The organism is Sphingomonas palmae (assembly GCF_900109565.1).
Lineage (GTDB): Bacteria > Pseudomonadota > Alphaproteobacteria > Sphingomonadales > Sphingomonadaceae > Sphingomonas > Sphingomonas palmae.
Map to the genome: position 1 here is coordinate 19,652 of NZ_FNZZ01000007.1, position 22,471 is coordinate 42,122.

The following is a 22,471-nucleotide window of genomic DNA, read 5'->3' on the forward strand; positions in this document are numbered from 1 at the left end:
GGCGATCGGAGATTGACCGATGGCCGACATGCTTCGTTTCGTTGAACGCCCGCAAGCCTATCCCGCCAAGCGCGATGCGGAAGCGCGTGCGGAGGATTTTCGCGAGATCGCTGAGCGCTACGCCGTACAGTCGGCCGAGGATCAGTCGGCGCGCTGCTCGCAGTGCGGCGTGCCGTACTGCTCGGTGCATTGTCCGCTGCACAACCACATTCCCGACTGGCTGCGGCTGACCGCGCAAGGGCGGCTGCGCGAGGCGTACGAGCTGTCGAACGCGACCTCGACCATGCCCGAGATCTGCGGCCGCATCTGCCCGCAGGACCGCTTGTGCGAAGGCAATTGCGTGATCGAGTTCACCGGCCACGGCGCGGTGACGATCGGGTCGGTCGAGAAGTTCGTGACCGACAAGGCGTGGGAGGAAGGCTGGGTCGAGCCGCTCGTCCCCGGACCCGCCCGCGGACAGTCGGTCGGCGTGATCGGCGCGGGGCCGGCGGGGCTGTCGGCGGCGGAGTATCTGCGTGGCCACGGTTACGAGGTCCACGTCTACGACCGCCACGACCGCGCGGGCGGGCTGCTGACTTACGGCATCCCCGGCTTCAAGCTCGAAAAACCCGTCGTCACCCGCCGTGTCGACCGGTTGAAGGCGGGCGGCATCGTCTTCCACGAAGGCTTCGCGGTCGGCGAGGACGCGACGCTCGACGAACTGCGCAGCCGCCACGACGCGGTGCTGATCGCGACCGGCGTGTACAAGGCGCGCGCAATCGAGGTCGACGGGCACGACGCGGCGGGTGTCGTCGCCGCGCTCGACTATCTCACCGCCTCCAATCGCAAGAGCTTCGGCGACCAGGTGCCTGAGTTCGAGGACGGCAGCCTCAACGCCGCGGGCAAGCACGTCGTGGTGATCGGCGGCGGCGACACCGCGATGGACTGCGTCCGCACCGCAATCCGCCAGGGCGCGCGAAGCGTGAAGTGCCTGTACCGCCGCGACCGTGCCAACATGCCCGGCAGCCAGCGCGAGGTCGCGAACGCGGAAGAAGAGGGCGTCGAGTTCGTCTGGCTCTCCGCCCCCGCCGCCTTCGTCGCGGACGGTGACCGCGTCACCCACGTCCGCGCCAATCGCATGCGGCTGGGCAGCGCCGACGCGAGCGGCCGTCGCGCGCCCGAGGTAGACCCCGGCGCGGCGGAGGACATGCCCGCCGACCTCGTCATCAAGGCGCTCGGCTTCGATGCGGAGGACTTGCCGCACCTGTGGGACGCGCCCGAGCTAGGCGTCACGCGCTGGGGCACGGTGCTGGTCGACGCGAAGACGCTGATGACCAGCCTCGACGGCGTGTTCGCCGCCGGCGATATCGTCCGCGGCGCGAGCCTGGTCGTCTGGGCAATCCGCGACGGCCGCGACGTATCGGCCGCGATGCACAAGTACCTGAAGGCCAAGGCCGCGAACACGAAGGTGGCAGCATGAGCGACGCACCCATGACCGACCAGCGCGCATGGCTTGCCGAACACGGCATGTACCGCCCGGAGTTCGAGGGCGACGCGTGCGGTGTCGGGCTCGTCGCCGCGACCGATGGCAAGCCGTCGCGCCGCGTCGTGCAGTCGGCGATCGATGCGTTGAAGGCGGTGTGGCACCGCGGCGCGGTCGATGCCGATGGCAAGACGGGCGACGGCGCCGGGCTTCACGTCGATCTGCCGGTGCGCTTCTTCGACGATTGTGTCGCCGCCTCGGGCCACAAGCTGCTGCCCAATCGGCTCGCGGTCGGCATGGTGTTCCTGCCGCGCACCGATCTGGGCGCGCAGGAGACGTGCCGCACGATCGTCGAGGCGGAGATGATCGAGGCGGGCTACACCATCTATGGCTGGCGCCAGGTGCCGGTCGATGTGTCGGTGATCGGCGCCAAGGCGCAGCTGACGCGCCCCGAGATCGAGCAGATCATGATCGCGGGTCCGCTACCCGATGCGGTCAGCGCCGACGAGTTCGAGAAGAACCTCTACCTCGTCCGCCGCCGGATCGAGAAGCGCGTCATCGCGGCGCAGATCCAGGGCTTCTACGTATGCTCGCTGTCGTGCCGCTCGATCATCTACAAGGGGCTGTTCCTCGCCGAGAGCCTGTCGGTCTTCTACCCCGACCTCACCGATCAGCGGTTCGAGAGCCGCGTCGCGATCTTTCACCAGCGTTATTCGACCAACACCTTCCCGCAATGGTGGCTGGCGCAACCGTTCCGCTGCCTGGCGCACAACGGCGAGATCAACACGGTTCGCGGCAACAAGAACTGGATGCTCTCCCACGAGATCCGCATGGCCTCGATCGCGTTCGGCGAGCATTCGGAGGACATCAAGCCGGTGATTCCCGCGGGCGCATCGGACACCGCCGCGCTCGATGCGACGTTCGAGGCGATCTGCCGTTCCGGGAGAGACGCACCCACCGCCAAGCTGATGCTGGTACCCGAGGCATGGCAGGCGGGCGGCGACACGCCCGACGCGCATATCGCGATGTACCAGTATCTGGCATCCGTGATGGAGCCGTGGGACGGCCCCGCGGCGCTGGCGATGACCGATGGGCGCTGGGCAGTCGGCGGCGTCGACCGCAACGCACTGCGCCCTTTGCGCTATACGCAGACCGCCGACGGGTTGCTCATCATCGGCTCCGAGGCGGGAATGGTGGTGGTGCCCGAGAGCACGGTGGTCGCAAAGGGCCGGCTGGGTCCGGGGCAGATGATCGCGGTCGATCTGCTTGAGGGCCGCGTGCTGCGCGATCGCGAGATCAAGGACAAGATCGCCGCCGAGCACGATTATGCCGCGATGATCGGCGAGTTCTCTGCGATCGACGACCTGCCCCCTGCCCCCGCCGACAGCACCATGCGCTACGACCGCGCCGAGCTGGCGCGGCGGCAGGTCGCGGCGGGTCAGACGCTCGAGGACATGGAGCTGATCCTGTCGCCGATGGTCGAGACCGCGAAGGAAGCGATCGGATCGATGGGCGACGACACCCCGCTCGCGGTCATCTCCGACAAGCCGCGCCTGATCAGCCAGTTTTTCCGCCAGAACTTCAGCCAGGTCACCAACCCGCCGATCGACTCGCTTCGCGAGCGCTACGTCATGTCGCTCAAGACGCGCTTCGGCAATCTCGCCAACATCCTCGACACCGAGGATCGGCGCGAGCGCGTGCTGGTGCTCGACTCGCCCGTGCTGACCGGCGCGCACTGGCACCGGTTGAAGGCCTATTTCGGTTCAAGCGCGGCCGAGATCGACTGCACCTTCGAGGCGGGTGGCGGCGCGGAGCGCTTGCGCGCCGCGATCCAGCGCATCCGCAACCAGGCCGAGCAGGCGGTGCGCGAGGGGCGCAGCGAGCTGTTCCTGACCGACGAGCATATCGGTGAAGACCGCGTCGCGATCCCCGGCGTGCTTGCCGCCGCCGCGGTCCACACGCATCTGGTTCGCCGCGGGCTTCGTTCCTACGCGTCCGTCAACGTCCGCACCGCCGAATGCCTCGACACGCATTACTACGCCGTGCTGATCGGCGTCGGTGCGACCACGGTGAACGCGTATCTGGCCGAGGCCGCGATCGTCGACCGGCAGGCGCGCGGCCTGTTCGGGGACTTGAGCCTCGACGACTGCCTGGTCCGCCACAAAAAGGCGATCGAGGAGGGGCTGCTCAAGATCATGTCGAAAATGGGGATTTCGGTCCTCTCCTCCTATCGCGGCGGCTATAATTTCGAGGCGGTGGGGCTCAGCCGCGCGCTGGTGAACGACCTGTTCCCCGGCATGCCCGCGAAGATTTCGGGCGAGGGCTACGCCTCGCTCCACGTCAACGCGACCGAGCGGCACGAGGCGGCGTTCGACAGCGCAGTCGCGACGCTGCCGATCGGCGGCTTCTACCGCCAGCGCCACACTGGCGAGGCGCACGCTTATTCCGCGCAACTAATGCACCTGCTCCAGACGGCGGTGTCGACCGACAGCTATTCGAGCTACCTGCAATTCTCGCGCGGGGTCGCCGACCTGCCGCCGATTTATCTCCGCGACCTGTTCCAGTTCAACTTCCCCGCAGAGGGCGTCGCGGTTGATCAGGTCGAGGCGATCACCGAAATCCGCAAGCGCTTCGTCACCCCCGGCATGTCGCTCGGCGCGCTGTCGCCCGAGGCGCACGAGACGCTGGCGATCGCGATGAATCGCATCGGCGCGAAGGCGGTCTCGGGCGAAGGCGGCGAGGACAAGATTCGCTACCAGCCGTACGAGAACGGCGACAACGCCAATTCGGTCATCAAGCAGATCGCGTCCGGTCGCTTCGGCGTCACCTCCGAATACCTCAACGCCTGCGAGGAGATCGAGATCAAGGTGGCGCAGGGTGCGAAGCCCGGTGAGGGCGGGCAGCTGCCCGGCTTCAAGGTGACCGAGTTCATCGCGCGGCTCAGGCACTCGACCCCTGGAGTCACGCTCATCTCGCCGCCGCCGCACCACGACATCTACTCGATCGAGGATCTGGCGCAGCTGATCTACGACCTGAAGCAGATCAACCCGCGCGCGCGCGTCTGCGTCAAGCTGGTGTCGTCGGCCGGCATCGGCACTGTCGCGGCGGGCGTCGCCAAGGCGCACGCCGACGTCATCCTCGTCTCCGGCCATGTCGGTGGGACGGGCGCGAGCCCGCAGACGAGCATCAAATATGCGGGCACGCCGTGGGAGATGGGTCTGTCCGAGGTTAACCAGGTCCTCACCCTCAACGGGCTGCGCGGGCGGATCAAGCTGCGCGCCGACGGCGGATTGAAGACCGGGCGCGACATCGTCATCGCCGCGATCCTCGGCGCGGAGGAGTTCGGCATCGGCACGCTGTCGCTGGTCGCGATGGGCTGCATCATGGTGCGTCAGTGCCACTCGAACACCTGCCCGGTCGGCGTGTGCACGCAGGACCCGAAGCTGCGCGACAAGTTCGTCGGCACGCCCGAGAAGGTCATCAACCTGATGACCTTCATCGCCGAGGAAGTGCGCGACATCCTCGCGCGGCTGGGCGTGCGCAGCCTCGACGAGGTGATCGGCCGCACCGAGCTGCTGCGCCAGGTCAGCCGCGGCGCCGAGCATCTCGACGACCTCGACCTCAACCCGATCCTCGCCAAGGTGGATGCTACCGATGCGGAGCGGCGCTTCTCGCTCTCCACCTTCCGCAACGAGGTGCCCGACAGCCTCGATGCGCAGATCATCAAGGACGCTGCCCCGGTCTTCTCGCGCGGCGAGAAGATGCAGCTGACCTATTCGGTGCGCAACACGCACCGCGCGGTCGGCACGCGGCTGTCGAGCGAGGTCACGCGCCGATTCGGGATGAGCAAGCTCGCCGACGGCCACGTCACCGTCCGCTTGCGCGGTTCGGCCGGGCAATCGCTCGGCGCGTTCCTGTGCCGCGGCATCACGCTCGAGGTGTTCGGCGACGCCAACGACTACGTCGGCAAGGGGCTGTCGGGCGGCACGATCATCGTCCGCCCCGCGGTGTCGTCACCGCTCGCCAGCCAGGACAATACCATCCTCGGCAACACCGTGCTCTACGGCGCCACTGCGGGTCGTCTGCTCGCGGCGGGACAGGCGGGCGAGCGTTTCGCGGTGCGCAACTCGGGCGCCGACGTCGTGGTCGAGGGCTGCGGCGCGAACGGGTGCGAGTATATGACCGGCGGCACCGCGGTGGTGCTGGGCGAGGTGGGGCAGAACTTCGGCGCCGGCATGACCGGCGGCATGGCGTTCGTCTACGACGCCGCCGGCCGCTTCGCGCGCAACGCCAACCCGGAGAGCATCGTGTGGCAGCGCCTCGCCTCCGAGCACTGGGAGGGGAAGCTGCGCGCGCTGGTCGAGGCGCACGCGCGCGCGACCGACAGCCGCTGGTCTAAGGGATTGCTGGAAGACTGGGACGCCGCGCTCGCGCATTTCTGGCAGGTGGTGCCGAAGGAAATGCTCACCCGCCTGTCCTACCCGCTTGACGACAGCGTCGAACTCGTCGCGGCGGAATAGGCGATCGCGTGCGTCGTCCACGCGGATGACGCACGCACCCACCTTTCGCCTCAAACCCGCCGCCGCATGCTATCCGCGGCCTTGCCCGCCACGGCAGTCCCGCTATTCACCATCATATGTGGCAGTTGCACCAATTCACCCTGTGTCCGTTCACCCGCAAGGTGCGCACGCTGCTCAATGAAAAGGACGTCGGCTACCAACTGGTGCGCGAGCATCCGTGGGAGCGGCGGGACGACTTCCTGCACATGAACCCCGCCGGGCAGACACCGGTAATGGTCGAGCCGAACAAGGGCGAGGTGCTGATCGATTCGCTGGCGATCTGCGAGTATTTCGAGGAAACGGTCGACCGCGCCGCGATGATCAACGGCTCGTCAGCCAATCGCGCCGAGATCCGCCGGCTGGTCACCTGGTTCGACACCTTCTTCTACCGCGACGTGACGCAGCCGCTCTTGGAAGAGCGGATGCTCAACCGGCTGGTCCACCGCACCGCGCCCAACGCATCACGATTGCGTGAGGCGATGAAGTCGTCGGTCGGGCACCTCGACTATATCGATTACCTGCTCGACCACCGCAAATGGATCGCGGGCGCGACGATCAGCCTCGCCGACCTCGCCGCCGCGTCGCAGGTCTCGGTCGCGGATTATCTGGGCGGAATCGACTGGACCGGGCACGCGCATGCCAAGGCATGGTATTCCGCGTTCAAGAGCCGCCGCAGCTTTCGCCCGCTCCTCACCGAACGCGTCAGCGGGATCGAGCCGCCGAGCTATTACGAGAACCCGGATTTCTGACGCCGAGGGATTGATGCACGTCACCAACGACCCTGACGCGCCCGCCGCCGATGCCATCACCTTCGACGACTTCATGCGCGTCGACGTGCGCGTCGGCACCATCCTAGCGGTCGATCCATTCCCGGAGGCGCGCAAGCCCGCCTTCAAGCTGACCATCGACTTCGGTGATACGATCGGCGTCAAACGCTCCTCGGCGCAGATCACCGTCCGCCACACCGCCGACGAACTGGTCGGGCGTCAGGTCGCGGCCGTGGTCAACTTTCCCCCGCGCCAGATCGGACCGATGATGTCAGAGGTGCTGACGCTCGGCTTCCCCGATGCGGACGGCGCGGTGGTGCTCGTCTCACCCGCGCACCCGGTGCCGAACGGCGGGCGACTGTTCTAGCACCTCACTCCCACGCCGCGGGATCGATCACCTCGCGCAGGAAGGCGACGAACGCGCGCACCGCGGGCGAGACGATCGGCGCGCGCGGGTGTACTGCCCAGATCGCGACATCGCGTGTCCCCTCCCATTCGGGCAGCACGCGCACCAGGCGGCCGCTGCGCAGAGCCTCGCCCACGTCCCACAATGATCGGAGCGCAATGCCCACGCCCGACAACGCCAGCTCGCGCACCAGCTCGCTCGAATTGGTTCCGACCCGGCTGGCGTGATCGACGCTCGCGCGGCGCGTATCCGACACCAGCCGCCACGGCAGCTGCCCCTCGGCAGCGAGCAGCGCGTGCTCGCGCAGGTCCGCAATTCGTGCCGGCGTCCCCGCGCGCTCCAGGTATGACGGACTGGCGCACAGGACGCGGCGGCTGGCGCCTAGCCGGTGCGCGTCGAGCCCCGCGGGGACCGAGGCTGCGATCCTCACGCCCACGTCGATCCCCTCCGCCACCAGATCGCTGAACGAATCTGACAGGTCAAAGGACAGCGTTACCGCGGGATAGGAGGCGAGGAAGCGGTGCAGCTGCGGCGCGATGTGGAGCCGGCCGAACGAGGTGGGCGCCGTCACCCGCAGCAACCCTGCGGGCGCCGCCGCCGCGCCGGTCAGGCGTGCCTCGGCCGCCTCTACCGCCGCGAGGATCGCAACCACGTCGGCGTGGAACTGTTCGCCCGCCGGCGTCAAGGCGAGCCGCCTGGTCGTTCGCTGCACCAGCCGCACGCCCAGCCGCGCCTCGAGCCGCGCGAGTCGCCGCGACGCCATCGCGGGCGACAGCCGCAGTTCTCGCGCTGCCGCCGCAATGCTGCCTGCGCTCACCAACCGCGCCAACAAGATGTAATCGGGATCGATCATTCGTGCGTTCAGGTATCGACTGCCTCAACAGCTATGCCTCTAGTGACAAGGATCATGTGCGACTACAAGCGCGGGCAGGAGAAACAAGATGACCGAGCAGATGACCGACCGTGCAGGGCTGTGCGTCGCCGACGCCCTCGCCACCTTCATCGACGAGCGCGCGCTGCCCGGCACCGGCGTCGACCGCGACGCCTTCTGGTCGGGCGTCGCTGACATCTTTGCGCGGTTCGCACCCGAGAACCGCGACCTGCTCGCGCGCCGCGACGAGCTGCAACACAAGATAGACGACTGGTACACCGCCCGAGCCAGCCACCAGATCGACCAAGCCGCGTATCAGGCGTTCCTGCGCGAGATCGGCTACCTCGTTCCCGAACCCGCGCCGTTCGCGATCGACACGGTGGGCGTCGACGCAGAGGTCGCGAGCACTGCCGGGCCGCAGCTGGTCGTCCCCATCCTCAACGCGCGCTTCCTGCTGAACGCCGCCAACGCGCGCTGGGGCAGCCTCTACGACGCGCTCTACGGCACCGACGCGCTCGGCTCGCCCAATCCCGGCGGCGCTTACGAAAAGGCACGCGGCGCTCAGGTGATCGCCTGGGCAAAGGCGTTCCTCGACGATGCGGTGCCGCTCGCCAGCGGATCATGGGCGGAGCTCACCAGCGACCGCATCACACTCGCCGACCCCGCGCAGTACGTCGGCCACAGTGAGACCGGCCGGCTGTTCCGCCACAACGGGCTCCACGTCGAGGTCGTGTTCGACCCCGCCCACTCGATTGGCCGCGACGATCCCGCCGGGATCGCCGACGTGATCCTGGAAAGCGCGGTGACGACGATCTGCGACCTGGAGGATTCGGTCGCCGCGGTCGACGCCGCCGACAAGGTCGCGGCCTATGCCAACTGGCTCGGGCTGATGCGCGGCGATCTTACCGACACGTTCGAGAAGGGCGGCCGACCGGTCACGCGCCAGCTGAACCCCGACCGCCGCTACGCCGCGCCGGATGGAAGCGAGATCGTCCTGCCGGGCCGCAGCCTGCTGTTCGTTCGCAATGTCGGCCACCTGATGACCACGCCCGCGCTGCGGCTGCCGGACGGCAGCGAGGCCCCCGAGGGTATCCTCGACGCGATCGTCACCAGCCTCGTCGCGCTCCACGATATCCGGGGCGCGCGCCGCAACAGCCGCGCCGGCAGCATCTATATCGTCAAGCCCAAGATGCACGGCCCCGACGAATGCGCCTTCACCGACCGGCTGTTCGACGCGGTCGAGGACCTGCTCGGCCTCGATCGCCACACGATCAAGGTCGGCGTAATGGACGAGGAACGCCGCACCTCCGCCAACCTCGCCGCCTGCATCCACGCGGTGCGCCACCGCATCGTGTTCATCAACACCGGCTTCCTCGACCGCACCGGCGACGAGATGCACACCGCGATGCGCGCCGGCCCCATGATCCGCAAGGCCGAGATGAAGGGCGCCGACTGGATCAAGGCGTACGAGGATCGCAACATACAGATCGGGCTCGCCTGCGGACTGTCGGGTCGCGCGCAGATCGGCAAGGGCATGTGGGCCGCACCCGACATGATGGCGGACATGCTGGAACAGAAGGTCGCGCACCCGATGAGCGGGGCCACTACTGCCTGGGTTCCGTCGCCGACCGCCGCGACGCTCCACGCCACGCACTACCACCGCGTCGACGTATTCCAGCGGCAAGAGGCACGCCGCGCCGAGCCGGTCGCCTCGCTCGACCGCCTGCTGACCGTGCCGCTCGCGGTAGGCCGCAACTGGACGCCCGAGGAGGTGCGCGAGGAGCTCGACAATAACGCGCAAGGCATTCTCGGCTACGTCGTTCGCTGGATCGACCAGGGTGTGGGCTGTTCCAAGGTGCCCGACATTCACGACGTCGGCCTGATGGAGGACCGTGCGACGCTGCGCATCTCCTCGCAGCACATGGCCAACTGGCTGCTTCACGGCGTCGCGACCGCGGACGAGATCGACGCCGCGCTCCGGCGCATGGCAGCCAAGGTCGACGCGCAGAACGCGGGCGACCCGGCCTACCGCGCGATGGCCGGGCGCGAGGACGAGAGCATCGCCTTCCAGGCCGCGCGCGCACTCGTGTTCGACGGCGTCGCGCAACCGAGCGGCTATACCGAGCCGCTGCTCCACGCCGCCCGTCTGCGTGAAAAGGCGCGTGTGGCAAGCTGAGGGAACCCACGCGGGCGTTCGCTGGTAGGATGCGCATGGCACAGCAATCCACTCTTCCCAAAGCCGGCGTTCTGGCGGGCGTCGGCGCCGCCGCGCTCGGCCTCGGCGGCTTCCTCTATCTCCGCGCCAAGCGCCCGCCCGTCATCAACCCGCGCGTGCCCGAGCCCGCGAAGCCGGTCGACTTGGACCGCTATCTCGGCCGCTGGTACGAGATCGCGCGACACGAATATGTCTTCGAAGAAGGGATGGACGCGGTCACCGCCGATTATTCGCGCCTCGCCGCCGACCGTATCGGCGTCACCAACGCCGGCACCCGCGGGGGCAAGCGCAAGGTTGCGCGCGCGAAGGGCGTGGTCGTGGACAAGGACACGGGTGCCAAGCTCAAGCTGTCGTTCTTCGGGCCGCTCTACGTCGGCGACTATTGGGTGCTCGACCACGCCGACGATTACAGCTGGTCGATCGTCGGCGAGCCTGGCGGACGCTACCTATGGCTGCTCACGCGCTCACCGCGACCGGGCGACGAGCAGGTCGAGGCGCTGTTCGCGCGCGCGAAGGCGCTCGGCTACGACACCGGCACGCTGCGCCGCACGCATCAGCCGTGACGATCAGGCCGCGGGTGACGTTCACGCGCCGGTGACGTTCACGCGTCGGTGACGATCACGCCGTCGTCGACGCGCACCGGCCAGGGTGTCAGCCGTGCGCCCATACACGGCCCGCCCTCGCAGCGGCCGTCGTCAATCGCGAACACCGCGCCGTGCCACGAACACATGACCCGCGCGCCATCGGGCGTCAGATAGGCGTCGAGCTCCTGCGCGAGCGGCAGCCCGGCGTGCGGGCAGCGGTCGACGTAGCCGTACACCGCCGCGCCCTGTCGCACGACGAAGCCGTGGAAGCGCCCGGCGCGCAATTGCAGCACGTAGTTGCGCGCGGTGCCATCGGCGATCTGGTCGAGCGCGCCGAGCTTCACCCCCGGCGGCGTCGCGAACACGCGCGCGCCGCCATCAGTGTCGGTGTCGCTCACGAGTCCGGCAGCGTTGCTTTGGGGAAGTCCGCCCACACCGCGTCGTAATCCAGTTGCGCGTGCGCAAGCGCATAGTCGGTCGGCCGGTACGCCCAGCAGCTTTCCAGCATGAACGCCATCGTACCCTCGATCTTGTGCGGCTTGAGCTCGGCTGCGCTTGCCCCCTGCCAGCTCGCCACGTCGGGGCCGTGTCCGCTCATGATGTTGTGAAGCGAGATGCCGCCGGGCTGGAACCCTTCGGCCTTGGCGTCATATGCGCCGGTGATCAGCCCCATCGCCTCCGACATCACGTTGCGGTGGAACCACGGCGGGCGGAACGTCCCCTCCGCCACCATCCAGCGCGGCGGGAAGATGACGAAATCGGCGTTAGCGCGCCCCGGCACGTCGCTCGGGCTCGTCAGCACGGTGAAGATCGACGGATCGGGGTGGTCGAAACTGACAGTATTGATTGTGTTGAAGCGCGACAGGTCATAGCGCCACGGCGCCAAATCGCCGTGCCACGCGACAACGTCGAGCGGCGAGTGGTCGAGCGTCGTCGTCCACAGCGACCCCATGAATTTCTGGATCACCTCAGTCGGCGCGTCCACGTCCTCGAACCAGGCGACCGGCGTCTCGAAATCGCGCGGGTTGGCAAGACCGTTGGCGCCGATCGGGCCCAGGTCGGGCAGGCGGAACAGCGCGCCGTGATTCTCCGCCACGTAGCCGCGCGCGGCACCGTCGGGCAGTTTCGCCTTGAACCGCACCCCGCGCGGCACCAACGCGACCTGACCCGGCGCGACCTCGACGCGGCCGAGTTCGGTCAGCAGCTCGAGCCGCCCCTGCTCGGGGATGAACAGCAACTCGCCGTCCGCGTCGACGAACACGCGCGCGTCCATGTCGCGCTTCGCGGCGTAGACGTGCATCGCGACCCCCTCCAGATCGGCGGGGTGCCGGTTGGCGAGCATCGTCGTCATGCCATCGATCAGGTCGACGCCCTCTCGCTCAGGCATCGCCAACGGATCCCAGCGCAGTCGGTTGGGTGGCAGCGGTGCGTCGGCAGTGCCAGGCGCAAAGCGCTTGGCGCCCTCGTAGGCCTTGAACGGCGGGTGCTCGGCGGTCGGGCGCATGCGGTAGAGCCACGAGCGGCGATTCTCGTGGCGCGGCGCGGTGAAGGCGGTGCCCGACAGCTGCTCGGCGTACAGCCCGAAGGCGGGGCGCTGCGGCGAGTTGCGCCCGATCGGCAGCGCGCCGGGGATTGCCTCGGTCGAGACGTGGTTGCCGAAACCGGGGATGTAGGCGGGGGCGGTGGGGTTGGTCATCCTCGGTCCTTTCGTCTCGTTGTTGCGTGTCGTGTCACGCCCGCCGGCGCGTCAGACGCGGCGAAGCCGCGCCTTGTGCGCCGGCTTCGTCGCGCTGGCCGGGCTCGCTCGCGCACCTTCGTGCGCGCATCGGTGGATGCTTACGCGTCCACCGTTATGACGCCACGCCTGATCTGATCCAGCTCAATGCTTTCATACAGCGCCTGGAAGTTGCCGTTGCCGAACCCCTCGTTGCCCTTGCGCTGGATGATCTCGAAGAAGATCGGGCCGACCATGTTTTCGGTGAAGATCTGCAGCAGCAGGCCTTCCTCGCCGACGTTGCCGTCGATCAGGATACGATTCTTGCGCAGCCGCTCCAAATCCTCGCCGTGGTTGGGCACGCGCTTGTCGACCAGCTCGTAATAGGTCTCGATCGTGTCCTGCAACTTGACGCCGCGCGCACGCAGCTTCTCGACTGTTCCGTAGATGTCGTCGGTGGTGAGCGCGAGATGCTGGATGCCTTCGCCGTTGTAATCGCGGATGAACTCCTCGATCTGGCTGTGGTCGTCCTGGCTCTCGTTCAGCGGGATGCGGATCGCCTTGTCGGGCGCGATCATCGCCTGGCTGAACAGGCCTGTCGCTTTGCCCTTGATGTCGAAATACTTCTGCTCCTCGAAGCCGAAGATCTGGCCGTAGAACGCCGACCACGTCCGCATCTGGCCGCGCCGCACGTTGTGCGTCAGGTGGTCGAGCACGTCGAGCCCGACGTTGTTCTCCGCGGCCGCCTCGCGCCAGCCCGCGACCTCGTTCCAATCGGCGAACGGATCATTGTCGACCAGGTACAGCAGCGAACCGCCGATTCCCTCGAGCACCTGCGCGTCCGGCAGCGCGCTGCCGCTCGCGTCCAGCGCCTTCGCGCCGCGCTCCACCGCTGCGTCGAGCGCCTCGCTCGCGTTCGACACGCGGAACGCCATCGCGTTCGCCGACGGGCCGTGATCCTTGCGGAACTCCGCCGCTTGGCCCTCTTCCTCACGGTTGATCAGCAGGTTGATGCGGCCTTGGCGATAGAGCGTCACCTGCTTGGTCGGGTGCGTCGCGGCGGGCACGAAGCCGAGCGCCTCGAACTGCTTCGCCAGCGTGTCAGGCTCGGGCGAAGTGAATTCGCAGAAGGCGAAACCGTCGAGCCCCATCGGATTGACGTCGATATGGTCCATTGCGCGCTCCACTGGTATCAAGTGAAACTATTCTGGTGCTTGCGGCGCCGTGAGTCAATGCGGGCTGATGACCGGACCCGGACGGCTTGGTAGAAGAGCGTCATGTCGCGTCTGCTCCGCCTTCTCCTCCCGCTCGCCCTCCTCGCTGCGGCCGCGCCTGATAGCCGCGCCACCTTCGAAGCGTTGCGCAGCGAGGACGCGCGGCTCGCGAACGTTGCGTTCCGCCTCTCCACCGCCAACGCCGCTTTGTGCCGTGACCAGCAGCCGGGCACCGGCGTCGTGCTCCACGCGATCGACCAATATGCCGCGCGCGACGCCGATGCAGCGCGCGACGTGTTCGGCTTTCCCTCAGCCGTAGCAGTCGAGTGGGTCGTGCGCGGCTCGCCCGCCGCGCGCGCCGGCGTGATGCAGAACGAAGGCGTCGTCGCGATCGCCGGCACCCCGCTCGCCGCGCCGACCGAGGCACGCGACACCAGCGCGACGCGCGACGCTGCGCTCACCCGCTTGGCCGCGCTGCCGGTACGCGCGCCCGTGCCGCTGACGCTCGCCGATCAGGGCCGCACCCGCCGCGTGTCGATCGCGCCCGTGCCGGCGTGCCGCAGCGAGTTCGAGGTCGTCGCCGGACCCAAGCTCGGCGCCTCGTCCGACGGCCACGTCGTGCAGGTCGGCGCGCGGTTGATGGAAACCTACGGCGACGACGATGTCGCGGTCGTCGTCGCGCACGAACTCGCGCACACCATCCTGCGCCACCGCGCCCGGCTGGAGGCGGCGGGCGTCAAATGGGGGCTTTTCGGTGAGTTCGGCCGTAACGCGCGGCTGTTCCGCGATACCGAGACGGAGGCCGATGTGCTCGGCGCATTCCTGCTCCGCAACGCCGGCTGGGACCCGCAGAATGCGGTGCGTTTCTGGCAGGGGCCGGGCAAGAAAGTCGACCCCGGTATGTTCCGCAGCCGCACGCATCCCTCGCCCAAGGAGCGCGCGCGCATCATCGCGGAAGCGCTGGCGGCGATGCCGGCGAGTGCGCCGGTGCCTTACCTGCCGCCGATCCTAGCGCAGCGCGACGCGGCGCTCGACTGAGCCGCCGCCCCGCCCAAACGCTTACGCCGCCTGACGCAAATCCAGCCGACCCCAGATCTCGACCAAGGCGTCGGTCAGTTCGCGCATCATCGCCTCGCTGTGCGCCGGGCCAGGCGTGAAGCGCAGCCGCTCGGTCCCGCGCGGCACGGTCGGGTAATTGATCGGCTGCACGTAGACGCCGTATTCGGCCAGCAGGATGTCGCTGATCTTCTTGGCCTTGACCGGATCGCCGACCATCACCGGCACGATGTGCGTCTCGCCCGTCATCACCGGCAAGCCGGCGTCGGAGAGCATCGCCTTCAGCGTCGCCGCAGCCGCCTGCTGCCCGTCGCGCTCGACGCTCGACGATTTCAGGTGCCTGACCGAGGCAAGCACGCCCGCGACCAGCACCGGCGACAGGCTGGTGGTAAAGATGAACCCAGGGGCGTAGCTGCGGATCACGTCGACGATCGTGCGGTCGGCCGCGATGTAGCCGCCCATGACGCCGAACGCCTTGCCCAGCGTCCCCTCGATGATCGTCAGTCGGTCGGCGACCTCGTCCCGCTCGGAGATGCCGCCGCCGCGCGCGCCGTACATGCCCACCGCGTGGACCTCGTCCAAATAGGTCAGCGCGTTGTACTTGTCGGCCAGGTCGCAGATCGCCGCGACGGGCGCGACGTCGCCCTCCATCGAGTACACGCTCTCGAACGCGATCAGCTTCGGCGCGCCCGCGTCATCGGCGGCGAGCAGTTCTTCCAGATGCGCGAGATCGTTGTGGCGGAACACGCGCTTCTCGCAGCCCGCATTGCGGATGCCAGCAATCATCGACGCGTGGTTCAGCTCGTCCGAATAGATGATGCATCCGGGCAGCACCTTGGCCAGCGTCGCCAGCGTCGCCTCATTCGAGACATAGCCGCTGGTGAACAGCAGCGCCGCTTCCTTGCCGTGCAGGTCGGCGAGCTCGGCCTCCAGATCGACGTGGTAGTGCGTATTGCCGCCGATGTTGCGCGTGCCGCCGCTCCCGGCGCCGACGTCGTGCAGCGCTTCCTCCATCGCCGCGATCACCTTGGGGTGCTGCCCCATCGCGAGATAGTCGTTGGAGCACCACACCGTGATCGGCTTCGGGCCATTGTGTCCCGCGAAGCAGCGTGCGTTGGGGAACATGCCCTTGTTGCGCAGGATGTCGATGAAGACGCGGTAGCGACCTTCGGCGTGCAGGCGGTCGATCGCCTGGGTGAACACGCGCGAATAATCCACCGCCCGTGCGTCAACTGGGCGTGCGTCGACCTGTGTGGCCCGGCGCGCTTCGCTGCTCTCGCTGATCATGCGGGCGACTTAGCCTGCTAACCCACGTTTTTCCAGCGCATTTGGTCGATCACAGTGCCTCAGGATCGGCAAAGCCCTGTACACGCAGGTGGTTGCCGACGCGCTCTTCTCGCTCGCCCAGCCGCGTGAACACCAGCTGATGCGCGCGCGAGTCGTGCGACCAGCCTTGCCCCTGCGTCAGATACGCCACACGCCGAGCGATCCCCGGCCCGCCATCGACGAAGGATACACCCGCGAGCGCCGCCGCACGCATCTCGTCCGCCAGCAACGGAAAGTGCGTGCACGCGTTGACGATCACGTCGATCCGCTCGCCACCCGGCTGGTCGAACAATCCGGCGAGTTCGCGCGTGACTGCGCCTGGGTCGACCGCCTCACCCGCCAGTTTCGCTTCCGCTAGTTCGACCAGCGCGGCGGAGCCGTAGCGCAGCACGGTGCAATCGCCCGCGAAGCGCGCGGCGAGATCGTCGACATAGGGTTGCCGCACCGTCGCCTCGGTGCCCAGCACGCCGATCACGCGCGTGCGCGACGCTTCCGCCGCGGGCTTGATCGCGGGCACCGTGCCAACCACGGCCACGTCGAGCGCGGCACGCACCGCGGGTAGCGCGATCGTGGACGCAGTGTTGCACGCGATCACGATCAACCGCGGGCGATACCGCTCCGCCAGCCGCCCGAGCAGCGCGGGTACGCGCGCCGCAATCTCCGCCTCGCTCTTCGTCCCGTACGGGAAACCGGCCGAATCGGCGGCGTAGACGATGCTCGCCTCGGGCAGCATCGCGCGCGTCGGCGCGACAACGGAGAGGCCACCCACGCCTGAATCGAAGAACAGGATCGGCCGTGCATCGTCGCTCATGGCCGCACACATAGCCTTCGCCGCCTAGTAGATACAGGTGAGTGACACCTGATTTCGCCCGCGCTAAAACAGGGGCAGAAGGGGAACAGAACTGGCCACGCAGATCATCTGGATACCGCCCGCGGCGGCGTTGCTGATCGGCTATCTGCTCGGCTCGATTCCGTTCGGCGTCATCCTGACGCGTCTGGGCGGCGCGGGCGACCTGCGCCAGGTCGGCTCGGGCAACATCGGCGCGACCAATGTGCTGCGCACCGGGCGCAAGGGGCTCGCCGCCGCGACGCTGCTCCTCGACATGCTGAAGGGCGTTGCCGCGGTCGGAATCGTCGCCGCGTTGTTTCCCGGTCAGGCAACGCTCGCCGCTGCGGGTGCGTTCGTCGGCCACTGCTATCCCATCTGGCTCGGGTTCAAGGGCGGCAAGGGCGTCGCGACGCTGATGGGGATCGTCGTCGCGCTCGCCTGGCCGCTCGGGCTTGTTTACGCGGTCGTATGGCTCGGGCTGCTCGCAGGACTGCGCATCTCCTCGGTCGCGGGCATGGCGGCGGCGGTCAGCGCACCGGTCGCGGCCGCGATCCTCGGCCCGTTCGACATCGTGCCGCTGCTGCTCGCACTCGCGCTCCTCGTGATCTGGAAACACCGCGCCAACATCTCGCGGCTGCTCGACGGCACCGAACCGCGCGTCGGTCGCGCGAAGAACGCCGGCTGAGCATGGCCGAGGTCGCGGCGCTGCACAACGCTCCGGCCGCGATCGCTGAGGATGACGCGCTCGCGCGATTGCGGCTGATCCGTACGCCGTCGATCGGGCCGGTATCGTTCCGCCAGCTGCTCGCGCGCTTCGGCACCGCGGCGGCGGCGATCGAGGCGCTGCCCAGCCTGGTGCGTCGCGGCGGCGGGCGCGTTCCCGCGGTCACCGACAAACAGGCGGCCGAGCGCGAGATGGCGGCGGTGACGCGGGCCGGCGCGCGCTACCTGTTTCTCGGCACGCCCGATTACCCGCCGCTGCTCGCCGAGCTGTCCGACGCGCCCCCGGTGCTGACGATCCGCGGCGATCTGTCGCTCGCTACGCGCGACACGGTCGCAATGGTCGGCGCTCGCAACGCCTCGGCCGCGTCGTGCCGCTTCGCGCGTGGCCTGGCGCAGGAGATCACGGACGAGGGTGCGGTGGTCGTCTCCGGCCTCGCACGCGGGATCGACACCGCCGCGCACGAGGGAGCGGGCGCAGCCACGATCGGCGTCATCGCCGGCGGGATCGACGTCGCCTACCCGCCCGAAAATGCGCGGCTGCAGGCGCGGATCGCCGATGAAGCGCTGCTGGTCGCAGAAATGCCGCCGGGTACCGAGCCGCGCGCGCGCCATTTCCCGCACCGCAACCGCATCATCGCCGCGCTGTCGCTCGGTACGGTCGTGATCGAAGCCGCGCCGCGCTCGGGCTCGCTCATCACCGCCAGGCTCGCGGGCGAGGCCGGGCGCGAGGTGATGGCGGTGCCTGGCCATCCGAGCGACCCGCGCGCGCAAGGCTGCAACGGCCTGATCCGCGACGGCGCGGTGCTGATTCAGACCGCCGCCGACATCATCGAACAGATCCGCCCGATCGACCTGCGCGCACGAGTCAGGTCACCGCTCACCGGCTGGGGCGCGCCGCCGCCCGAGGACGCGAGCGACGCCGATCGCCATCGCGTCACCGACCTGCTCGGCCCGGTGCCGGTCGGCGTCGACGAACTCGTCCGCCAGTCCGCGCTCGCGCCCGCGGTGGTGCAGATGGTGCTGCTCGAACTCGAACTCGGCGGCCGGCTGGAGCGTCATGCCGCCGGGCGGGTGAGCCTGTGCTGAGCGCACGTGCACCCTCGCGGCGCTGGGTGCGCTGGTGGTTCCGGGCAGCGGCGATCTACGGCACAGCGGCGCTGGTCGCCAGCCTCGCCGCACCGGGCGCGGCGACGCTGACCGGGCTCGCCTTCACGCTGACCGCGCTCGCGTTCCAGCTCGTCTTCTGGCTGATCGGCGGCGATCCCGTGCGCTATCGGCCGATGATGCTCGCGGGCGTCGCAGAGAAGCTTGCCTTCGGCGTCCCCGCGCTCGTCCTCGCCCCCGGATCGACCACTGCCATGTTCGGCGTAGTCGACCTGATCCTCGGCGCGGGCTTCCTGCTAGCGTGGTTCGCGATCAAGCGCGGCTAGAGGGGGGCGCCGATCACGCGCGAGCGGGCAGCACAGCGTCCCGCGACATCGCCAGCGTTGCAGAGCGTTAGGTCGGAGATGACGCGGTCGGCCCATTCCACGTCGGCGCGGGTTGCCTCGCCGCGGACCATCGCCGTGACCGAGTGAATGGCCTCCTGCGCAACGATCACCCGTACGTAGGTGAGCATCGGATCGTGCGTGATCGCCTCCCGCGGACAACGCACCCTTAGCGTCGCGGCGGCAAACTGATCGCTCGGATCGGCACGCGTCACCTTTACGGTGGCGCCGGAACACGACGATTGTATCGCGCTTCCGCTGATGGCTGCCACCAAGCTGGCCAGAGCGGGTGCGTCAGCGCGTATCTTCTCGCTGGTGCCCGGGTAGAAGAGCTGACGCGTGAGCGCGACCGCGCGCGTCCATTTCTCGGCCGGCTCATCACTCCGGCGGTATTCGGATAGCTGGCCCCCCGGACGAGCTGTTGTTTCATGAAGAACGAACCTCGCATCCGCCCGCGGCAGCACGATCTCACCCGCCGCAACGGTCGGCACCGCCGGCGCTGCCCCCATCAACGCCGCTGCCGCCGCGATCCACATCCCTGCCGCCATGCCGCGGCCATGCGCGCAACCTTCACGCCCCGCAATCCCGCTTGACGCCGCCGCCTTCACCTCTCCACCCTCGCGCATACGTGTGAAGCTCCCTAGTTAGGCCCCAATGCAACTCGTCATCGTCGAATCGCCTGCCAAGGCGAAGACCATCGAAAAGTACCTCGGCTCCGATTATCGCGTCCTCGCGAGCTACGGCCACGTCCGCGACCTGCCGCCCAAGGACGGGTCGGTGAACCCCGACGACGGTTTCGCGATGGAGTGGGAAAACTACGCCGACAAGGCCAAGCAGCTCAAAGCAATCGCCGATCTGGCGAAGGGCGCCGACCGGCTGATCCTAGCGACCGACCCCGACCGCGAGGGCGAGGCGATCAGCTGGCACGTGCAGGAAGTGCTCGCCAAGCGCCGCGCTTTGCCCAAGGCGGTCGAGCGCGTTACCTTCAACGCCATCACCAAACAGGCGGTGACCGACGCGATGAAGGCGCCGCGCGCGCTCGATACCGACCTGATCGACGCCTATCGCGCGCGCCGCGCGCTCGATTATCTCGTCGGCTTCACGCTCTCCCCCGTCCTGTGGCGCAAGCTGCCGGGTGCGAAGTCCGCGGGCCGCGTCCAGTCGGTCGCGCTGCGGCTGATCGTCGAGCGCGAGCGCGAGATCGAGACCTTCGTCGCGCAGGAGTACTGGTCGGTTACCGCCGCGCTGGAGCATGACGGCACGCCCTTCACCGCGCGGCTGTCGCAGTGGGAAGGGAAGAAGCTCGACCGCCTGTCGATCGGTAACGAGAGCGACGCCATGCGCGCCAAGGCCGATGTCGAGGCGGGCCGCTTCACCGTGCAGTCGGTTGAGACGCGCCCGGCGACACGCAACCCGCCGCCGCCCTTCACCACCTCGACGCTGCAGCAGGAGGCGGCGCGCAAGCTCGGTTTCTCCGCCGATCACACGATGCGGATCGCGCAGCAGCTCTACGAGGACGGCGCGATCACCTACATGCGTACCGACGGCGTGCAGATGGACGGCAGCGCGATCTCGGCCGCGCGCGGCGCGATCGCCAACCGCTACGACGGCAGCTACGTCCCCGACAAGCCGCGGCAGTATCAGGCCAAGGCCAAGAACGCGCAGGAAGCGCACGAGGCGATCCGCCCGACCGATTTCGGCAAGGACCGCGTCGGCTCGGGCGACCACGCGCGCCTGTACGACCTGGTGTGGAAGCGCGCGCTCGCCAGCCAGATGGCCTCGGCGCGGATGGAGCGCACCACGATCGAGTTCGCCGACGGCACCGGGCGCCATGTGCTGCGCGCCACCGGCCAGGTCGTGCTCTTCCCCGGCTATCTCGCGCTCTACGAAGAGGGTCAGGACGACAGCCAGGACGAGGATGCGCGTCGCCTGCCGCGGATGCGCGAGGGCGACGCGCCCGCGAAGAAGGGCGTCGAGGCCGAGCAGCATTTCACCCAGCCGCTGCCGCGCTACTCGGAGGCGAGTCTCGTCAAGCGGATGGAGGAGCTCGGCATCGGCCGACCCTCCACCTACGCGTCGATCATCAAGACGCTGAAGGACCGCGCCTATGTCCGGGTCGAGAAGAACCGCTTCTTCGCCGAGGAGAGCGGCCGGCTGGTGACCGCGTTCCTCGAACGCTTCTTCCCGCGCTACGTCGGCTATGACTACACCGCCGAACTCGAGGAGGAGCTCGACGACGTGTCGGGGGGTCGCGCGCAGTGGCAGGCGGTGCTCGAAAGCTTCTGGCGCGATTTCAAGCCGCGCACTGCGGAGGTGATGGAGCAAAAACCGTCGGAGGTGACCGCCGCGCTCGACACCTTCCTCGCGCCCTATCTCTTCCCCGACAAGGCCGACGGCAGCGACCCCCGCGCCTGCCCGGCGTGCCAGGCGGGCAGCCTCGCGCTGCGCGGCGGGCGCTTCGGCGCCTTCATCGCCTGCTCGAACTATCCCGAATGCAAATACACCCGCCGCTTCGCGCAAGGGGGGGATGCGGCGGAGTCGACCGGACCCGAAATGCTCGGCAAGGATCCCGAGACGGGGCTGGAGGTCGAGCGCAAGTCGGGTCGCTTTGGCCCGTACATCCAGCTCGGCGAAGGCAAGGACGCGAAACGCGCCTCGATCCCGAAGGACATCGGCGAACTCGATCTGGAGATGGCGCTCAAACTGCTTAGCCTGCCGCGCACAATCGGCCAGCACCCGGAGACGGGTCAGGACATCACCGCCGCGATCGGCCGCTACGGGCCATATCTGGCGCACGCCGGCAAATATGCGCGACTCACCTCGACTGCCGACGTGTTCGAAACGGGGATGAACGCGGCGGTGGTGAAGCTCGCCGAGGCGGCAGCGGGCGGCGGGCGGCCGCAGCGCGGGGCGGCGCGCGAGCCATTGAAGGTACTGGGCGCGCACCCGCGCACCGAAGCGGAGCTGAAGCTGATGGAAGGCCGCTACGGCCCCTACGTCACCGACGGCACCACCAACGCGACACTGCCGAAGACGATCACGCCCGAGCAGCTGACGCTCGAGGAGGCCGCACAACTGATCGACGCACGCGCCGCGATGGCGCCGGCGGGCAAGAAGAAGGCGCCGGCGAAGAAGAAGACGGCGGCGAAGGCCGACGGCGACAAGCCCGCGGCAAAGACAGCCGCGAAGAAACCAGCCGCGAAGAAGGCGCCTGCAAAGAAGCCCGCGGCGAAGAAAGCGACCGCCTGATCGAACGGG

At 68.5% G+C, this 22,471-nt stretch carries 18 protein-coding genes; 11 read left to right on the plus strand and 7 right to left on the minus strand.

Going from position 1 to position 22,471, the window contains the following annotated elements; translation table 11 throughout:
• Nucleotides 1-19: 19 nt before the first annotated feature.
• The 4 genes from BMW51_RS14560 (at nt 20) to BMW51_RS14575 (ending at nt 7,155) form a co-directional block, all read left to right on the plus strand.
• Nucleotides 20-1,459 (plus strand): NAD(P)-dependent oxidoreductase, encoded by a 1,440-nt coding sequence (locus tag BMW51_RS14560; protein WP_093007749.1) that lies wholly within the window; start codon nt 20-22, stop codon nt 1,457-1,459.
• Nucleotides 1,456-5,982 carry a glutamate synthase large subunit gene (gene gltB / locus BMW51_RS14565; RefSeq protein ID WP_093007751.1) on the plus strand — a complete coding sequence of 1,509 codons (4,527 nt, stop codon included), beginning with the start codon at nt 1,456-1,458 and terminating at the stop codon, nt 5,980-5,982. The genes BMW51_RS14560 and gltB overlap by 4 nt, the downstream gene beginning before the upstream one ends.
• A gap of 116 nt (nt 5,983-6,098) precedes the next feature.
• Nucleotides 6,099-6,770 carry a glutathione S-transferase family protein gene (locus BMW51_RS14570; RefSeq protein ID WP_093007753.1) on the plus strand — a complete coding sequence of 224 codons (672 nt, stop codon included), beginning with the start codon at nt 6,099-6,101 and terminating at the stop codon, nt 6,768-6,770.
• A gap of 13 nt (nt 6,771-6,783) precedes the next feature.
• On the plus strand, nt 6,784-7,155 hold the full coding sequence (locus BMW51_RS14575; protein WP_093007755.1) for a tRNA-binding protein: 372 nt from the start codon (nt 6,784-6,786) through the stop codon (nt 7,153-7,155).
• 4 nt (nt 7,156-7,159) lie between these two features.
• On the opposite strand, the gene BMW51_RS14580 is transcribed toward BMW51_RS14575, so the two are convergent.
• Entirely contained in the window at nt 7,160-8,047 is an 888-nt protein-coding gene (locus tag BMW51_RS14580) for a LysR family transcriptional regulator (protein ID WP_093007757.1), read from the minus strand.
• Between the two features lie 88 nt (nt 8,048-8,135).
• On the opposite strand from BMW51_RS14580, the gene BMW51_RS14585 reads away from it, so the two are divergent.
• Nucleotides 8,136-10,241, plus strand: a complete 2,106-nt coding sequence (locus BMW51_RS14585) for a malate synthase G (RefSeq protein ID WP_093007759.1) — start codon at nt 8,136-8,138, stop codon at nt 10,239-10,241.
• 35 nt (nt 10,242-10,276) lie between these two features.
• Nucleotides 10,277-10,843 carry a lipocalin family protein gene (locus BMW51_RS14590; protein WP_093007761.1) on the plus strand — a complete coding sequence of 189 codons (567 nt, stop codon included), beginning with the start codon at nt 10,277-10,279 and terminating at the stop codon, nt 10,841-10,843.
• A 38-nt stretch (nt 10,844-10,881) separates the two neighbouring features.
• Here the strand turns inward: BMW51_RS14590 and BMW51_RS14595 are convergent, their stop codons facing one another.
• The 3 genes from BMW51_RS14595 to hppD form a co-directional block, all read right to left on the minus strand.
• Entirely contained in the window at nt 10,882-11,262 is a 381-nt protein-coding gene (locus tag BMW51_RS14595) for a Rieske (2Fe-2S) protein (RefSeq protein ID WP_093007763.1), read from the minus strand.
• A complete protein-coding gene (gene hmgA, locus BMW51_RS14600; protein WP_093007765.1) occupies nt 11,259-12,560 on the minus strand; it encodes a homogentisate 1,2-dioxygenase in 1,302 nt (433 codons plus the stop codon). The genes BMW51_RS14595 and hmgA overlap by 4 nt, the downstream gene beginning before the upstream one ends.
• Before the next feature lie 140 nt (nt 12,561-12,700).
• Nucleotides 12,701-13,753: a 4-hydroxyphenylpyruvate dioxygenase gene (hppD, locus tag BMW51_RS14605; protein WP_093007767.1), complete on the minus strand. Its 1,053-nt coding sequence runs from the start codon at nt 13,751-13,753 to the stop codon at nt 12,701-12,703.
• 102 nt (nt 13,754-13,855) lie between these two features.
• Between hppD and BMW51_RS14610 the strand changes: the two genes are divergently transcribed.
• Nucleotides 13,856-14,830, plus strand: coding sequence for a M48 family metallopeptidase (locus tag BMW51_RS14610; protein ID WP_093007769.1), 975 nt, complete (start codon nt 13,856-13,858; stop codon nt 14,828-14,830).
• Nucleotides 14,831-14,851: 21 nt separating this feature from the next.
• On the opposite strand, the gene hemA is transcribed toward BMW51_RS14610, so the two are convergent.
• Together hemA and murI are read right to left on the minus strand one after the other, a co-directional pair.
• Nucleotides 14,852-16,066 carry a 5-aminolevulinate synthase gene (hemA, locus tag BMW51_RS14615; RefSeq protein ID WP_093007877.1) on the minus strand — a complete coding sequence of 405 codons (1,215 nt, stop codon included), beginning with the start codon at nt 16,064-16,066 and terminating at the stop codon, nt 14,852-14,854.
• Between the two features lie 118 nt (nt 16,067-16,184).
• On the minus strand, nt 16,185-16,985 hold the full coding sequence (murI, locus tag BMW51_RS14620) for a glutamate racemase (protein WP_093007879.1): 801 nt from the start codon (nt 16,983-16,985) through the stop codon (nt 16,185-16,187).
• A gap of 130 nt (nt 16,986-17,115) precedes the next feature.
• On the opposite strand from murI, the gene plsY reads away from it, so the two are divergent.
• The 3 genes from plsY to BMW51_RS14635 are packed head-to-tail and all read left to right on the plus strand — an operon-like array spanning nt 17,116 to nt 19,156.
• On the plus strand, nt 17,116-17,688 hold the full coding sequence (gene plsY / locus BMW51_RS14625) for a glycerol-3-phosphate 1-O-acyltransferase PlsY (protein ID WP_245708567.1): 573 nt from the start codon (nt 17,116-17,118) through the stop codon (nt 17,686-17,688).
• Nucleotides 17,689-17,690: 2 nt separating this feature from the next.
• Nucleotides 17,691-18,812 carry a DNA-processing protein DprA gene (gene dprA / locus BMW51_RS14630; RefSeq protein ID WP_177171698.1) on the plus strand — a complete coding sequence of 374 codons (1,122 nt, stop codon included), beginning with the start codon at nt 17,691-17,693 and terminating at the stop codon, nt 18,810-18,812.
• Complete coding sequence (locus BMW51_RS14635) at nt 18,806-19,156, plus strand: hypothetical protein (RefSeq protein ID WP_093007773.1); 351 nt, start codon at nt 18,806-18,808, stop codon at nt 19,154-19,156. The genes dprA and BMW51_RS14635 overlap by 7 nt, the downstream gene beginning before the upstream one ends.
• Here BMW51_RS14635 and BMW51_RS14640 read toward each other — a convergent pair.
• The gene (locus BMW51_RS14640) at nt 19,153-19,749 is read right to left on the minus strand and encodes a hypothetical protein (protein ID WP_143051882.1); all 597 of its coding nucleotides are present in this window, start codon (nt 19,747-19,749) and stop codon (nt 19,153-19,155) included. The genes BMW51_RS14635 and BMW51_RS14640 overlap by 4 nt on opposite strands.
• 118 nt (nt 19,750-19,867) lie before the next feature.
• On the opposite strand from BMW51_RS14640, the gene topA reads away from it, so the two are divergent.
• Nucleotides 19,868-22,462, plus strand: a complete 2,595-nt coding sequence (gene topA, locus BMW51_RS14645) for a type I DNA topoisomerase (RefSeq protein ID WP_093007777.1) — start codon at nt 19,868-19,870, stop codon at nt 22,460-22,462.
• Nucleotides 22,463-22,471: the final 9 nt, after the last annotated feature.

Excerpts from the sequence above, each read along its gene's own strand:
- hppD (WP_093007767.1), bottom strand. The coding sequence starts at position 13,753 with ATGGACCATATCGACGTCAATCCGATGGGGCTCGACGGTTTCGCCTTC.
- BMW51_RS14580 (WP_093007757.1), bottom strand. The coding sequence starts at position 8,047 with ATGATCGATCCCGATTACATCTTGTTGGCGCGGTTGGTGAGCGCAGGC.
- BMW51_RS14585 (WP_093007759.1), top strand. The coding sequence starts at position 8,136 with ATGACCGAGCAGATGACCGACCGTGCAGGGCTGTGCGTCGCCGACGCC.
- murI (WP_093007879.1), bottom strand. The coding sequence starts at position 16,985 with ATGAGCGACGATGCACGGCCGATCCTGTTCTTCGATTCAGGCGTGGGT.
- BMW51_RS14640 (WP_143051882.1), bottom strand. The coding sequence starts at position 19,749 with ATGTGGATCGCGGCGGCAGCGGCGTTGATGGGGGCAGCGCCGGCGGTG.
- topA (WP_093007777.1), top strand. The coding sequence starts at position 19,868 with ATGCAACTCGTCATCGTCGAATCGCCTGCCAAGGCGAAGACCATCGAA.
- dprA (WP_177171698.1), top strand. The coding sequence starts at position 17,691 with ATGGCCGAGGTCGCGGCGCTGCACAACGCTCCGGCCGCGATCGCTGAG.
- gltB (WP_093007751.1), top strand. The coding sequence starts at position 1,456 with ATGAGCGACGCACCCATGACCGACCAGCGCGCATGGCTTGCCGAACAC.
- BMW51_RS14560 (WP_093007749.1), top strand. The coding sequence starts at position 20 with ATGGCCGACATGCTTCGTTTCGTTGAACGCCCGCAAGCCTATCCCGCC.
- BMW51_RS14575 (WP_093007755.1), top strand. The coding sequence starts at position 6,784 with ATGCACGTCACCAACGACCCTGACGCGCCCGCCGCCGATGCCATCACC.
- BMW51_RS14570 (WP_093007753.1), top strand. The coding sequence starts at position 6,099 with ATGTGGCAGTTGCACCAATTCACCCTGTGTCCGTTCACCCGCAAGGTG.
- hmgA (WP_093007765.1), bottom strand. The coding sequence starts at position 12,560 with ATGACCAACCCCACCGCCCCCGCCTACATCCCCGGTTTCGGCAACCAC.
- BMW51_RS14590 (WP_093007761.1), top strand. The coding sequence starts at position 10,277 with ATGGCACAGCAATCCACTCTTCCCAAAGCCGGCGTTCTGGCGGGCGTC.
- BMW51_RS14610 (WP_093007769.1), top strand. The coding sequence starts at position 13,856 with ATGTCGCGTCTGCTCCGCCTTCTCCTCCCGCTCGCCCTCCTCGCTGCG.